This window comes from Streptomyces sp. NPDC054975, assembly GCF_053609105.1.
Genome location: NZ_JBSGWV010000028.1, coordinates 1 through 12758 on the forward strand (window position 1 = coordinate 1; position 12758 = coordinate 12758).

At 69.5% G+C, this 12758-nt stretch carries 17 protein-coding genes and 1 tRNA gene; 8 read left to right on the forward strand and 10 right to left on the reverse strand.

Annotated features, from left to right (window positions below; genetic code table 11):
- On the forward strand, positions 1–1000 hold a 1000-nt coding region (locus ACWF79_RS22915; protein WP_453729994.1), incomplete at its 5' end, for a M23 family metallopeptidase.
- Positions 1001–1039: 39 nt separating this feature from the next.
- On the opposite strand, the gene ACWF79_RS22920 is transcribed toward ACWF79_RS22915, so the two are convergent.
- From ACWF79_RS22920 to ACWF79_RS22945, 6 genes are all read right to left on the reverse strand, one after another.
- Complete coding sequence (locus ACWF79_RS22920) at positions 1040–1822, reverse strand: oxidoreductase (RefSeq protein WP_453729995.1); 783 nt, start codon at positions 1820–1822, stop codon at positions 1040–1042.
- Positions 1823–1900: 78 nt separating this feature from the next.
- The gene (locus tag ACWF79_RS22925; protein WP_453729996.1) at positions 1901–2479 is read right to left on the reverse strand and encodes a TetR/AcrR family transcriptional regulator; all 579 of its coding nucleotides are present in this window, start codon (positions 2477–2479) and stop codon (positions 1901–1903) included.
- Between the two features lie 272 nt (positions 2480–2751).
- Complete coding sequence (locus tag ACWF79_RS22930; protein ID WP_453729997.1) at positions 2752–3024, reverse strand: hypothetical protein; 273 nt, start codon at positions 3022–3024, stop codon at positions 2752–2754.
- Between the two features lie 23 nt (positions 3025–3047).
- Positions 3048–3314, reverse strand: coding sequence for a hypothetical protein (locus tag ACWF79_RS22935; RefSeq protein ID WP_453729998.1), 267 nt, complete (start codon positions 3312–3314; stop codon positions 3048–3050).
- Between the two features lie 112 nt (positions 3315–3426).
- The gene (locus ACWF79_RS22940; RefSeq protein WP_453729999.1) at positions 3427–3636 is read right to left on the reverse strand and encodes a hypothetical protein; all 210 of its coding nucleotides are present in this window, start codon (positions 3634–3636) and stop codon (positions 3427–3429) included.
- 4 nt (positions 3637–3640) lie between these two features.
- Positions 3641–4231, reverse strand: coding sequence for a DUF5994 family protein (locus ACWF79_RS22945; protein WP_453730000.1), 591 nt, complete (start codon positions 4229–4231; stop codon positions 3641–3643).
- Between the two features lie 307 nt (positions 4232–4538).
- Here ACWF79_RS22945 and ACWF79_RS22950 point away from each other — a divergent pair, with 307 nt between their 5' ends.
- The 3 genes from ACWF79_RS22950 to ACWF79_RS22960 are packed head-to-tail and all read left to right on the forward strand — an operon-like array spanning position 4539 to position 5582.
- A complete protein-coding gene (locus tag ACWF79_RS22950; protein ID WP_453730001.1) occupies positions 4539–5030 on the forward strand; it encodes a DUF5994 family protein in 492 nt (163 codons plus the stop codon).
- A complete protein-coding gene (locus ACWF79_RS22955) occupies positions 5027–5383 on the forward strand; it encodes a PRC-barrel domain-containing protein (RefSeq protein ID WP_453730002.1) in 357 nt (118 codons plus the stop codon). Before ACWF79_RS22950 ends, ACWF79_RS22955 begins: the two co-directional genes overlap by 4 nt.
- A 28-nt stretch (positions 5384–5411) precedes the next feature.
- The gene (locus ACWF79_RS22960; RefSeq protein WP_453730003.1) at positions 5412–5582 is read left to right on the forward strand and encodes a hypothetical protein; all 171 of its coding nucleotides are present in this window, start codon (positions 5412–5414) and stop codon (positions 5580–5582) included.
- 259 nt (positions 5583–5841) lie between these two features.
- Here the strand turns inward: ACWF79_RS22960 and ACWF79_RS22965 are convergent.
- Positions 5842–5912, reverse strand: a tRNA-Gly gene (locus ACWF79_RS22965).
- A gap of 154 nt (positions 5913–6066) precedes the next feature.
- Here ACWF79_RS22965 and ACWF79_RS22970 point away from each other — a divergent pair.
- From ACWF79_RS22970 to ACWF79_RS22980, 3 genes are all read left to right on the forward strand, one after another.
- Positions 6067–6246, forward strand: a complete 180-nt coding sequence (locus ACWF79_RS22970; protein WP_453730004.1) for a hypothetical protein — start codon at positions 6067–6069, stop codon at positions 6244–6246.
- 65 nt (positions 6247–6311) lie between these two features.
- Complete coding sequence (dcd, locus tag ACWF79_RS22975) at positions 6312–6887, forward strand: dCTP deaminase (RefSeq protein WP_017240230.1); 576 nt, start codon at positions 6312–6314, stop codon at positions 6885–6887.
- A 5-nt stretch (positions 6888–6892) separates the two neighbouring features.
- Positions 6893–7390 (forward strand): phosphoribosyltransferase, encoded by a 498-nt coding sequence (locus ACWF79_RS22980; protein ID WP_352187362.1) that lies wholly within the window; start codon positions 6893–6895, stop codon positions 7388–7390.
- 94 nt (positions 7391–7484) lie between these two features.
- On the opposite strand, the gene ACWF79_RS22985 is transcribed toward ACWF79_RS22980, so the two are convergent.
- Positions 7485–8339 carry a Yip1 family protein gene (locus ACWF79_RS22985; RefSeq protein WP_453730005.1) on the reverse strand — a complete coding sequence of 285 codons (855 nt, stop codon included), beginning with the start codon at positions 8337–8339 and terminating at the stop codon, positions 7485–7487.
- Positions 8340–8521: 182 nt separating this feature from the next.
- On the opposite strand from ACWF79_RS22985, the gene ACWF79_RS22990 reads away from it, so the two are divergent.
- Positions 8522–9553, forward strand: a complete 1032-nt coding sequence (locus ACWF79_RS22990; protein WP_453730006.1) for a hypothetical protein — start codon at positions 8522–8524, stop codon at positions 9551–9553.
- A gap of 65 nt (positions 9554–9618) precedes the next feature.
- On the opposite strand, the gene ACWF79_RS22995 is transcribed toward ACWF79_RS22990, so the two are convergent.
- The gene (locus ACWF79_RS22995) at positions 9619–11892 is read right to left on the reverse strand and encodes a (Fe-S)-binding protein (RefSeq protein WP_453730007.1); all 2274 of its coding nucleotides are present in this window, start codon (positions 11890–11892) and stop codon (positions 9619–9621) included.
- Positions 11893–12035: 143 nt separating this feature from the next.
- Positions 12036–12554: a sugar transferase gene (locus tag ACWF79_RS23000; RefSeq protein WP_453730008.1), complete on the reverse strand. Its 519-nt coding sequence runs from the start codon at positions 12552–12554 to the stop codon at positions 12036–12038.
- Positions 12555–12758 lie beyond the last annotated feature (204 nt).

Here is a 12758-nt window from a genome sequence, read left to right on the forward strand (position 1 = left end):
CCGGGTCGAGGTCCGGGACGCCCGCACGCACCGGGTGGTGGGCTCGCTGAGCGGGCAGGCGCTGGCCGATGCCGCCAACCCGGTGGGCGACCCCCTGCTGGGTGCGGACGGGTACACGCCGGCGCCCCCGGGGCCGACGCCGACCGTCATCCCGGGCTCCCAGCAGTGGGTCGTCTGGCTCGACCTGGTCCTCGACCGCGATCAGCGGGTGCCCAAGGTCCTCGAACACCACCTCTCGGGTGCCGTCCTCACCGCCTCCGGCTCCTCCCCGTTCGAGGAGACGGTCCAGATCACCCCGACGGGCCGCACCGCGCCGCTGAACCTGGACGCGCCGGTCCGCCCCGGCACCTGGTACTCCAGCGAGTCGTGCTGCGGCAACACCCACCACCGGCGCGGCCTCGGCCCGATCAACGGCCGCTTCTACGTACCGCAGCGCTTCGCGATCGACTGGTACCGGGTCGGCGAGCAAGGACAGACCTGGGAAGGCGACCCCTCGCGCCTGACCAGCTACCTGAGCTACCGGCAGCCCGTCGTGGCGGCGGCGGGCGGCAGGGTGGTGGAGGTCCAGGACGGCATCCCGGACAACACGCCGCCCGTCACGCCGCCGGTCCCGCCGATCGAGGAGACCGTCGGCAACCACGTCACCGTGGAGGTCGCGCCGGGCCGCTACCTGCTCTACGCCCACCTGAAGCCCGGCTCGCTCAAGGTCAGGGAAGGCGACCATGTCGAACCCGGCCGGGTTCTCGGACTGATCGGCAACAGCGGCAACTCGACCACGCCGCACCTGCACTTCCAGGTGATGACCACGCCCGAGTTCTTCCCGACCGACAGCCCGCCGTTCACCTTCCGGAAGTTCCGCGTCGTCGGACACGTCGAACCCCGCCTCTGGGACGACAACCTGGGCACCCAGCCGACCGGCGTCCTCCCGATCACGCCCTCACCGCACGACGGCCCTCACCGCGCGCGGTATCCGCTCGACCGCGAGGTGCTGGAGTTCTGACCGGATCCTCGATCCCCTGCCGGTACCGGGCAGTACGCCTCACACCGTCTTGATGCCGCCTCCCTCGACCACGTAGTCGGCGCCGGTCACGCTTGCCGCGTGGTCCGAGGTGAGGAACGCGACGACGGCCGCGACCTCGTCGGGTTCGACCATGCGCCCGGTGCTCATGCCCATCGCCGCGGGCACCCCGGCCAGGAAGTCGCGGTGGTCGACGCCGTTGGCCTCCGCCAGACGGGCGCCGAAGCCGTCGGTGTCCTCCCACATGCCGGTGCGCGTCGGTCCGGGGGAAACGGTGTTCACGCGTACGCCCTGCGGTCCGAACTCCTCGGACAGTGACTTGCCGAACGCGTTGAGAGCCGCCTTCGCGGCGCCGTACTCGATGGGGCCCGTGCCGGGCAGGCGCGCGCTCATCGACGAGACGTTCACCACGGAGCCGCGGCGTTCCAGGATGCTCGGCAGCAGCCTGCGGGTGACCCGGACCGTACCGAACAGATTGACCTCGAAGCTCCGCGCCCACAGGGCGTCGCTGGTCGCGAGGAACCCGTTCAGGGTGAACTCGTCGCCGCCGCCGAGGTTGTTGACCAGAATGTTCACACCACCGAGTGCGGCCAGCGCCTGTGCCCCCAACTCCTCGGCACCTTCCGGCGTGCTCAGGTCCGCCGCGACCGGGTGGGCGCCGATCTCCTTGAGCTCGGGCGTGATCGTCCGGGCTGCCCCGACCACGCGGACGCCCTCGGCGACGAGCTGCCGGGCGATCGCGAGACCGACACCCCGGCTGGCCCCCGTGACGACCGCGGTCTTGCCGGCGAGATTGAGTTCCATGTCCCACTCCCCACATATTCTTGAATCAGAGGTACAAAATGAGCCCGAAAAAAAGAGGGCTGCCGTCGGCGGCGCCGACTACAGCGACCTCATCGCCGCATCCACGACTCGCCTCAGCTGTGTGGCGTCCTCGGCGGTCTTCGCCAGTACGCGCATTCCGATGACGGTCGCGAGCAACCAGGCGGCCACCGCCGCCGCGTCGCGGTCGCCGGCGATCTCGCCGGACCGCTGGCCTTCCTCGACGGTGGCCCTGAACGCGCTCTCGGTGCGCGCGAACATCTTGCGCACCGTGTCAGCGGTCCCGGCGTCCGACGAGGCCAGTTCGGCGGCGGTGTTCACCGCCATGCAGCCGCGCCGGTCCGGATCGCCCAGGTCGAGGTGGATCAGGGCCTCCAGGGCTCCGCGCAGCCGGTCCCTCGCCGAACCGGGGTGATCGAGGAGCGCCTCCAGCCACGCGGCCTGAGAGTCGCGGTACCGCGCCAGCGCCCGCTCGAACAACGCGTGCTTGCTGCCGAAGGCGTTGTACAGGCTGCCCTTGCCGATGCCGATCTCGTCCACGAGGTCCTGAGGCGTCGTCGCCGCGTACCCCTTACGCCAGAACACACCCATCGCGCGCTCCACCGCGACATCCGGATCGAACTGCTTCGGCCTGCCCATGGTGCCACCGTAGCAGCGTTCTTGACCCAGAGGTAAAAAAGAGCGGATGACGGGAATCGAACCCGCGCTACAAGCTTGGGAATCACCCGGTACAGCCGCCCGTCAGCCGTTCGGCGAGCAGGGGCACCAGCCTCTGTTGCCCGTAGTCCTGGAGCATGCTTCTCGGCGGCAGGTCACGCCGCCCGTCCCCCGTGCGGGGGCACCCGGCCGCAGGCGGCCGGCGACGCACTCGCTGGGCCTTCCGAGTCCGCCGCGTCCGGAGGCGGACCGGCTCAGCCGCCCTCTTCCTCCTCCGCTTCCATGAGGCGGATGCCCTGGTGGGTGAGCGAGACCATCGCGGGTGTGTTTCCCGGCTCCCAGTCGACGGTGACCAGTCCCTCGCCCGCGAGGTAGGAGCAGGCGGCGGCGAGGTCCTGCTCCGGGATGCGCAGGCCGTGGTTGAGCGCGGCTCCGGTGACGCCGAGCAGGCGGTTTCCTTCGGCGGTCGTGTAGAGCGCCTGGAGGATCTGTCGGCGGTACCGCTGCCGCTCGTGGAGTGTCGCCATGGCCGCGTGGTCCTGTCGGCCGGTCAGGGTTCCTCGGTGTGGGGGCCGGTGCCGGCGGGAGGTCTGCTGGTGGCAAGCCAGGTGCGAGCGGGTCCGGCGGCGGCCTCGGTGTCGACGGTGAGGTGGAGCCGTGTGCCGCCGCCCGGCACGGGGTAGCTGCGCTGCTCCGTCCCGGCGAAGCACCGGCGGATCACGTCTGCGACCGCACGGGCGGCCTCGGGCGTGGCGGAGACGATACGGATCTCGGCGTGTTCGGCCTGCGGTAGCGGTTCGTTCTCGGTGAGGTCCAAGACGGCGTGCTCCGTTCGGGACAGAAGCGAGAGGCCGACGGGTGGGTTGTCCCGGGTGTCGGGTGCCCCATCCGCGGCCTTCGGCGGGAGGAGTGGTCTGCGGTCAGGCAGGTCAGGGCCAGGTGCCCGTTGGCCGGCCATCGGCGGTTCGTTCGGGCGGCCCGGGGTTGCCGTGGCCGGGGGGACGGCTGAGGGAGGGGTAGGGGTCGCTGAAGTGGTGGGCCGCTATGCGCGCGTCGTGCTGGGCGTTGAGCCGGTGGATCAGGCGTGTGCCGAGCGCGATCAGGAACGCGGCTGCCAGGAGCGTGATCACGGTCTCCATGTCCTCACCTCCCGGTGTGTTCCGGCAGCGGGATCATCCGCGCGCCGACGACGGGGTGCGCCGCTGGGTGCGGCTGGGGCGCCGAGGCGGCCCCGCCGTCGGTCTCCCAGGCGTCTTCGCTGCTCCTTGCCTCCCGCATACGGCGGCTGGTCGCGGCCTCGCCGGACATCAGCGAGCCCGCGGTGAGGATGCTGCCGGGGAGTGCGGCGGCGGTCATGAGCCGGGCCGCGGAGGCGGGTTCGGTCTCGGGCGGAATGACGAGCAGGTCGCAGCGGCCGGTCGTGTAGGACAGCAGGATGACCTTGTCCGGGTCCTGCTCGGTGAACCAGCCCACGTGCAGGACGTGGCCGGTGACGGCGACCTTGTGCGGGACGACGGGCCAGTGGCCGGGGTTCACCAGGACACGGGTGATGCGGCCCCAGCGTCCTTCGAGGGCGTCGGCCAGCGCCGGCAGCTCGGCTGCCAGGTCGCGTGAACGCGGCCACCAGGCGCCGTCGAGACGACCGGCGAGCGTGGTCTTCGGGGTGAGCGACAAGCGGGCCGGAAGTCCTGGGGTGAGGGCGCGGTTCGCTGTCCTGTCGAGCGTGGTGGTCATGGCGGACCTACCCCCGGGCTGCCCGTCGGCAGCCCGGTTTTTCGTGTTCCCCGGAAATGACACCTGCGTGGAAGCTGGTGCTCGAAGTACTTCCGGTACTTCCAGGGTACGTCTGATCAGTCCGTTTTCGGTCTGACAGGGCGAGGCACTTCCGGTTCGTACGGACGAGTGTGCGGCGACGGGCGGACACGCGGGAGCCGGGGTTACCGTGAAATGACGGCACAGTCGCCCCGTCGGCGGCCTGTCGCCCCTCCCGGCGCGGCCGTCGCAGGCCGCTGCACCTCACTCGTAGACGAGCGGATCCATCATGGCCGACTCCGACATCCCGCCCCCGTTGCTCCTGCCGGACGAGATCCACCAGGCGGCGCGCCCCGGAACGGCTCTGCTCCGGCTGGAGACGACGCACTCCCGGCAGGGCGTCCTCGACGGGGCGTGGTGGCCGCGCACCCGACACGTGGAGCAGGAGGTTCCCGCGCTGGTGTCCGTGCTGACCGAGCACCTCGGCCCCATCACCCGGGTCGGCCTGGACGCCACCGCGTGGGACGCGATCCCGCCCCGGCTGGTCATCGACGACCGGGTCGTCCACCTCGACTCGTTCCCCGTGGGCGACGACACCGTCCTGATCACCCGCGGCGACAAGGACCACTTCGCGCTGATGGTGGTGCCGCCGGGCACGGAACCCGACGCCGCCCGCACGGCCATGGCCCGCGCGGTCCGCGTCGGCAACATCACGCAGGCCACCGAACTCCTCGTCGCCCCGCTTCCCCCACCGGCGAGCGAACAGGGAGGAGAGACATGATCCAGACGGCGGACATCCGCGAGTGGCGCAACCAGGCCGTGATGGACCCCGGCGGCCACAAGATCGGCGAACTGGAATCCGTCTACGTCGACACCAGCACCGACGAACCGGCCATGGCCACGGTCCGCGTCGGCCTGCCCACCCGGCACCGCCTGGTGTTCGTCCCCCTGGAAGGGGCGACGGTGGGACCGGGGTACGTGCGGGTCGCCCACGACAGGAAACTGGTGAAGCAGAGCCCCTCCATCGGCACGGACGGTGTCCTGCCCTTCGGGGACGAGGAGGCCGTCTTCCGCCACTACGGCCTCGCCTACGAACCCGGTGCGAACGGCGAACGGCAACTGGCCCGACGTTGAGCACCCGACCGCCGGGGAGGCGGCCCCCATGACACTCTTCCTCGCCCTGATCATCGTCGCGATCATCCTGGGCCTCATCGGCGTCGTCGCCGATGGACTCCTGTTCCTGCTCTTCATCGGCATCGCGGTGCTCGTGGCGGCCCTCCTCTACATGGCCCTGCGCACCCGCCGCTCCGTCCGCCACCGCCCGCACCGGTGACGTGCCAAGTTCGAGACGTTCGCCTTTCTCGACCGCGTCCTCGGACTGGACCCCCCGCGCGACGGCATGTCGCCACCCGGTGCTGGTGACCCGCCTCGCGCCGGCGGATTCCCCGGTGGGTGAGGGAGGCCATCGCGGGTGTGTTGCCCGGTTCCCGGTCGACGGGGTGTCCGGAAGGTGTCGCGGACGGCGGTGAGGGGTTCGCGGCGCGGTGGCCAACGCAGAAGCCCCAGGTCGCTGACCTGGGGCTTCGTTCAAGAGCGGATGACGGGAATCGAACCCGCGCTATAAGCTTGGGAAGCTCATGTTCTACCATTAAACTACATCCGCCTGGCGGTCCGTTGATCGGTACCGCAGACTCGGACACTGTACCCCATCGCGAAGTCGCGGCGTACCTCCGCGTGACGGAGCGCCGCCTGGAGGCGTGTCCCGTTCATCCCCTAATGTGGCTGTCTCGTCCACCACTTGTCGGGGAAGGGACTTGATGGGTTCGATGGAGCGCACCGTCGTCCGTTGTGCCGAAGGGCACGTGTTCAGTACCGCTTCGTTCCCGTTGCAGCAGCTCGGGGCCGGGCGGATCGGGCCAGGGCGGCTCGTCCGGTGTCCACGGTGTGCGCGGCTGCGGCACGCGGTGCCGGTGACCGTGGAGCTTGAGCAGCGCTGATGGCGGCACGGGCGCGGAACCTTCCCGATTGGGGCAGGTCCGCGCCCTCTGCGTATCGTGGGGGCGTGCTTCTCTCAGACAAGGACATCCGGGCCGAGATCGATGCCGGACGGGTGCGCATCGACCCGTACGACGAATCCATGGTGCAGCCCTCGAGCATCGACGTGAGGCTTGACCGCTTCTTCCGGGTGTTCGAGAACCACCGCTACCCCCACATCGACCCCGCCGTCGAGCAGCTCGACCTGACGCGCGAGGTCGAGCCGGAGGGCGACGAGGCGTTCATCCTCCACCCCGGCGAGTTCGTGCTCGCCTCGACCTACGAGGTCATCACCCTGCCTGATGACATCGCGTCGAGGCTCGAGGGGAAGAGCTCCCTGGGCCGCCTCGGGCTCGTCACGCACTCCACCGCCGGGTTCATCGACCCCGGTTTCTCCGGGCACGTGACGCTGGAGCTGTCGAACCTCGCCACCCTCCCCATCAAGCTGTGGCCGGGGATGAAGATCGGCCAGCTCTGCATGTTCCGGCTGAGCTCGCCCGCCGAGTTCCCGTACGGCAGTGAGCGGTACGGGTCGAGGTATCAGGGCCAGCGCGGACCGACCGCTTCGCGTTCCTTCATGAACTTCCATCGGACCCAGGTGTGACAGCGATGAGTGACGTACGGGAGAACCTCACCTACGAGGGATTCGGGCGCGCGATCCGCGAGCTCGCGCAGACCATCGCCGACGACGGCTACGAGCCCGACATCGTGCTCTCCATCGCCCGCGGCGGCGTCTTCGTCGCCGGCGGCCTCGCCTACGCCCTCGACTGCAAGAACATCCACCTGGTCAACGTGGAGTTCTACACCGGTGTGGGGACCACGCTCGAAATGCCGGTCATGCTCGCGCCCGTCCCCAACGCCATCGACTTCAGCGACAAGAAGGTCCTGATCGCCGACGACGTCGCCGACACCGGCAAGACCCTCAAGCTCGTCCATGACTTCTGCGTCGACCACGTCGCCGAGGTCCGCTCCGCCGTCATCTACGAGAAGTCGCACTCCCTCGTGAAGTGCGAGTACGTGTGGAAGAAGACGGACGAGTGGATCAACTTCCCCTGGTCCGTCGAGCCGCCCGTCGTCCGGCGCGAGGGCCAGGTTCTCGACGCCTGAGGTCCGGCGTCCGAGGAATTGCCGAACTGCTGGTTCTTACGAGGAAGGCCCCCGCCCTTGCCCGGGCGGGGGCCTTCCTCGTGTGCGTACGGGGCTACAGCATGCCCAGCTTGATCAGTGAGAGCAGTGCCACCAGCTGGATCGCCGAGGCGCCCAGGGCCTTCGGCCACGGCAGGTCGTGCGAGCGGCTCACCATCATCGTGAAGAGCGCGCCCGCCGCCAGCCAGGTCAGCCAGCCGAGGACCTGCACCAGGCCGTTCTCGCCGCCCAGGAAGACGGCGAAGACCAGGCGGGGGGCGTCCGTGATCGACATGATCAGCATCGACAGGCCCACCGTCGGCTGCCACGAGCCGTCGCCGCCGAGCTGGCGCGCCAGCGTGTGCGTCACCACGCCCATGATCAGGCCGGCCACGACGAAGCCGACGCCCGTCATCAGTACGTAGGGCAGGGCCTTCGAGAGAGGGGCGTCGATCGCCTCCTCGCGGGCCTGGTCGAAGCCGAAGATCGCCAGCAGGCCGTAGAGGAACGTGACCGCCAGCGCCGGGCCCCACACCGCGTGGTCCCGCATCTGCAGGAACGTCGGGCCCGGGCGCAGCACGATGCCGCTCAGCAGGGCCTTCCAGGGCAGCCGCGGGCCCGTCGGGACGGCGGCGGCCGCGTTGTACGCCCCCGCGTCGCCGTAGGGGTCCTCGTTCACGCTGAACATCTGCGTGTGCCCCGGTGTGTTCGCCGCGTAGTGCTGCTGCGGGTGGTGCTGCTGCTGCGCCCCGTACGGGTCCCCGAAGTACTCCGGCTCCCCGTATCCGCCGCCGCCCTGCTGCGGGGCCTGCTGGGGCCACTGCTGCTGCGGGTGGGGCGGCGGGGCCGCGTTGTACCCGTACGGCGCCTGCTGCGGTTGTTGTTGCGGGGGGCGGTTGTCCCGGCCGCGTCCGTTCCTGAATCCAGCCACGTCATCGAACGTACCTGTTCCTGCTACGACTCCGCTCCTTCGCCCCTGAGCTGCCACGGAGCTGTGACATCCCCTAGGGGGCTTTACAGGGTTGGGGCACAGGTCTCGGCTGACCGTTACAAAGCCGACGGATGGCCTAGACATCCCCTTCGTAGCTTTGTGGATGTCGCAGGACGAACCGTATGAAATCGACATTCGAGGGGCTCCTCATGCGCGCCACCCGTCGCACCATCCGCACCGCAGCGATCGCCACCGGCACCGTCGCCGCGCTGGCCCTCCCCACCGCCGGCGCCTTCGCCGCCGATCAGCCGACGCCGGCCGCCGTCACCCATGACGACCAGAGCAACGAGAGCGACCAGAGCAACCAGAGCGACCAGAGCGCCCGCCCGGAAAGCACCGACGATCAGGGCGGTCAGGACCAGGACCAGCAGAAGCAGGGCGACCCCGTCGTCGGGCGGATCTTCGTCCAGTCGTACAAGCTCGCCGACGGGTCGGTCGCCAAGGTCTTCATGACCACGCCCCAGGACTACCAGGCCGAGATCTGGGCCGGTGGCACCCTGATCGACACCCTCACCACCTCCGGGCAGCCCGCCTACGGTCAGAACAACGGCCTGCACGTCGTCCTCCAGCCCGACGGCACCGTCTCCTCGTGGCTCGACAACGCGCCCAAGCCCGACCCGAAGCCGACCCCCAAGCCCCGCCCCAAGCCGACCCCGAAGCCCGCCCCCAAGCCCGCGCCGCACGCCGACGCGCGGATCACCATGCCCGACGGCAACGTCGCGAAGTTCTACAAGAAGGCCCGCCGGGTCGAGGTCTCCACGCCGAAGGGCCACCGCCTCGCCACGCTCGGCCCCAAGAACCCCGTCGCCGCCCACAAGGGCTGGACGTACAAGGTCGTCGACGCGGGCAAGGGGCAGTACAAGTTCGTCGTCATCGACACCCCCAGGCAGGGCGGCAACAGCTGGGTGTACGACTTCCACGGCAAGCTCGTCGAGAAGTACCGGGCCCAGAAGGGCACGGCCGGCAAGAAGGTCACCACCTCCACCGTCGTCCCCCAGGGCGCCCTCCCCCAGGGCGCCGCGAAGGCCGGGGTCGAGAACGTCGCCGACTCCTCCCACGAGGCCACCCTCGTCGGCGCCGGCGGCGGGCTCGCCGCCCTGGGGGCCGCCGCTCTCGGGTTCGCCCTGTACCACCGGCGCTCCCAGGAGAGCTGACGTACGACGGAGGGCCGCCCCGCGCGACATGCGCGGGGCGGCCCTCGTACGTACGCGGCGGAAAGCTACTCCGCCGACACCGACTCCGGCTCGTCCGCCTCGACGTCCGGGTCCGTCGCCACGTCCTCCGGCTTCGTCTTCACCGAGTCGAGCAGCAGCTGCGCCACGTCCACGACCTGGACGGACTCCTTCGCCTTGCCCTCGTTCTTCTTGCCGTTGACCGAGTCGGTCAGCATGACCAGGCAGAACGGGCAGGCCGTCGACACGATGTCGGGGTTCAGCGAAAGAGCCTCGTCGACGCGCTCGTTGTTGATGCGCTTGCCGATCCGCTCCTCCATCCACATCCGCGCGCCACCGGCGCCACAGCAGAAGCCGCGCTCCTTGTGGCGGTGCATCTCCTGCTGACGCAGGCCCGGGACGGCCGACATGATCTCGCGCGGCGGCGTGTAGACCTTGTTGTGGCGGCCCAGGTAGCACGGGTCGTGGTACGTGATCAGACCGTCGACCGGCGTCACCGGGATCAGCTTGCCCTCGTCGATGAGGTGCTGGAGCAGCTGCGTGTGGTGGATGACCTCGAACTCGCCACCCAGCTGCGGGTACTCGTTCGCGATCGTGTTGAAGCAGTGCGGGCAGGTCGCGACGATCTTCTTCGCCGACTTCGGCTTCTTGGTCGACTCGTCCTCGTCGTCCTCGCCGAACGCCATGTTCAGCATCGCGACGTTCTCCTGGCCGAGCTGCTGGAACAGCGGCTCGTTGCCCAGGCGGCGGGGGGAGTCACCCGTGCACTTCTCCTCGCCGCCCATGATCGCGAACTTGACGCCCGCCATGTGCAGCAGCTCGGCGAAGGCCTTGGTGGTCTTCTTGGCCCGGTCCTCCAGGGCGCCGGCGCAGCCGACCCAGTAGAGGTAGTCGACCTCGGTGAGGTCCTCGACGTCCTTGCCGACGATCGGGACCTCGAAGTCGACCTCCTTGGTCCACTCGACGCGCTGCTTCTTCGCCAGGCCCCAGGGGTTGCCCTTCTTCTCCAGGTTCTTCAGCATCGTGCCGGCCTCCGAGGGGAAGGCGGACTCGATCATCACCTGGTAGCGGCGCATGTCGACGATGTGGTCGATGTGCTCGATGTCGACCGGGCACTGCTCCACGCACGCACCGCAGGTGGTGCAGGACCACAGCACGTCCGGGTCGATGACGCCGTTCTCCTCGGCGGTGCCGATCAGCGGGCGCTCGGCCTCCGCGAGGGCGGCGGCGGGGACGCCCGCGAGCTGCTCCTCGGACGCCTTCTCCTCGCCCTCCATGTTCTTGCCGCCGCCGGCCAGCAGGTACGGGGCCTTGGCGTGCGCGTGGTCGCGCAGCGACATGATCAGGAGCTTGGGAGAGAGCGGCTTGCCCGTGTTCCAGGCGGGGCACTGCGACTGGCAGCGGCCGCACTCGGTGCAGGTGGAGAAGTCGAGGATGCCCTTCCAGGAGAACTGCTCGACCTGGGAGACACCGAAGACGGCGTCCTCGGCCGGGTCCTCCCAGTCGATCTCCTTGCCGGCCGTCGTCATCGGCTGGAGCGCGCCGAGCGCGGTGGAGCCGTCGGCGTTCCGCTTGAACCAGATGTTCGGGAAGCCGAGGAAGCGGTGCCAGGCCACACCCATGTTGGTGTTGAGCGAGACCGTGATCATCCAGGTGAAGGACGTGACGATCTTGAGCGCCGCGAAGAAGTACGTGAGGTGCTGGATCGTCGACAGGTCGAGGCCGTCGAGGAGCGCGATCAGCGGGTACGAGGCGAAGAAGCCGGGCTCCCAGCTCGTCACGTGGTGCTGGACGCCTTCGAGGGCGCGCAGCGTCATGATGCAGACGCCGACGATGAGGATGACGGCCTCGACGAAGTACGCCTGGCCGGTCTTGGAGCCCGCGAAGCGCGACTTGCGGCCCGCCCTGGTCGGCTTGGAGAGCTGCCGGATCACGATCAGGGTGAGGATGCCGAGGACGGTCATCAGTCCGAGGAACTCGGTGAAGATCTCGTACGGCAGCCAGTCACCGATGATCGGGATCAGCCAGTCGGCCTGGAAGAGCTGGCCGAAGGCGTTGACGATCGTCAGCAGCAGGGAGAAGAAGCCCACCGCCACGAACCAGTGCGCCACGCCGACGACGCCCCACCGGTTCATGCGCGTGTGGCCGAGGAACTCCTTGACCAGCGTGATGGTGCGCTGCTTGGGGTCGCCGGTGCGCGTGCCCGCGGGCACGGGCTGGCCGAGCTTCACGAAGCGGTAGATCTGCGCGGTGGCGCGGCCGAACAGCGCGACGGCCACCACCGTGATGGCGATCGACACGATGATCGCGGCGAGTTGCATGAGGGGCTCCTCGGGCGGGCCTGCGAGGCGGAGTGCCGGCACTGTCGAGTGTGGCACTACTAAGCGGTAACTTATTCAGTCCGTGCTGAGATTACCGCTTCACGGCTCCGCCCTGTAGCGGCGCCTGCGGTGATCTGTGTCGCTCAGGCAAGCCTTGCCGACCGGCTCCGCCCCGCCGTCGAACCGCTCGCCGCGCGTCGTCTGCGGACTGCTGGAAGCGTACGCGCCAGGATGGCCAGGTCCATTCCCAGCCAGTGATGGTCCACATAGTGGAGATCGAGCAGCTCACGCTCCTCCCAGGGCAGCTCCGAGCGCCCGCTGATCTGCCACAGTCCGGTCATCCCGGGGCGGACCGACAGCCGACGGCGGGCGTCGCCCACGCACTCGCGGTGGCCGGGGGTGAGCGGGCACGGCCCGACCAGGGACATCTGTCCCCGTACGACATGGGTGAGCAGCGGCAGCGCGGCCAGCGGGCTCTTCGTGCGGAAGGTGAGCATCTCGAAGGGGCGCCCGTGCCGGCCCGCGACCGTCCGTCGGCGCAGGACGCCGCCCGGTCCGGCCGGGGCGAGCGCCACGGAGAGCGCGACGGCGGCGAGCAGCGGGGAGAGGACGGCCAGGAGGGTCAGTCCGCCGAAGAGGTCGAGTGCGCGCTTGGCCGTCATGACGCTTCCCCACACCCTTTCGAGTGACATTCATGGGATATTCGGGGTGTATGCCTGCTACGCCCGCTTTGCCCGTCAGGGGCATCCCGGACTCTCTCATGAAGTACGGCTCCGAGCCCGGGAATGACGCGCCCTCCGCGGCCGCATCGGCGTCTCTTTGAGTGATCCTCAGGGCGAAGAGTTGAGCCGCCTCCACTCAGGTCT

What these genes read in the sequence shown, in the direction of transcription:
- ACWF79_RS22950 (WP_453730001.1), top strand. Translation starts at nt 4,539, where the DNA reads ATGGCCGACTCCGACATCCCGCCCCCGTTGCTCCTGCCGGACGAGATC.
- ACWF79_RS22960 (WP_453730003.1), top strand. Translation starts at nt 5,412, where the DNA reads ATGACACTCTTCCTCGCCCTGATCATCGTCGCGATCATCCTGGGCCTC.
- ACWF79_RS22945 (WP_453730000.1), bottom strand. Translation starts at nt 4,231, where the DNA reads ATGACCACCACGCTCGACAGGACAGCGAACCGCGCCCTCACCCCAGGA.
- ACWF79_RS22980 (WP_352187362.1), top strand. Translation starts at nt 6,893, where the DNA reads ATGAGTGACGTACGGGAGAACCTCACCTACGAGGGATTCGGGCGCGCG.
- ACWF79_RS22970 (WP_453730004.1), top strand. Translation starts at nt 6,067, where the DNA reads ATGGGTTCGATGGAGCGCACCGTCGTCCGTTGTGCCGAAGGGCACGTG.
- ACWF79_RS22920 (WP_453729995.1), bottom strand. Translation starts at nt 1,822, where the DNA reads ATGGAACTCAATCTCGCCGGCAAGACCGCGGTCGTCACGGGGGCCAGC.
- ACWF79_RS23000 (WP_453730008.1), bottom strand. Translation starts at nt 12,554, where the DNA reads ATGACGGCCAAGCGCGCACTCGACCTCTTCGGCGGACTGACCCTCCTG.
- ACWF79_RS22955 (WP_453730002.1), top strand. Translation starts at nt 5,027, where the DNA reads ATGATCCAGACGGCGGACATCCGCGAGTGGCGCAACCAGGCCGTGATG.
- ACWF79_RS22940 (WP_453729999.1), bottom strand. Translation starts at nt 3,636, where the DNA reads ATGGAGACCGTGATCACGCTCCTGGCAGCCGCGTTCCTGATCGCGCTC.
- ACWF79_RS22925 (WP_453729996.1), bottom strand. Translation starts at nt 2,479, where the DNA reads ATGGGCAGGCCGAAGCAGTTCGATCCGGATGTCGCGGTGGAGCGCGCG.
- ACWF79_RS22990 (WP_453730006.1), top strand. Translation starts at nt 8,522, where the DNA reads ATGAAATCGACATTCGAGGGGCTCCTCATGCGCGCCACCCGTCGCACC.
- ACWF79_RS22995 (WP_453730007.1), bottom strand. Translation starts at nt 11,892, where the DNA reads ATGCAACTCGCCGCGATCATCGTGTCGATCGCCATCACGGTGGTGGCC.
- ACWF79_RS22930 (WP_453729997.1), bottom strand. Translation starts at nt 3,024, where the DNA reads ATGGCGACACTCCACGAGCGGCAGCGGTACCGCCGACAGATCCTCCAG.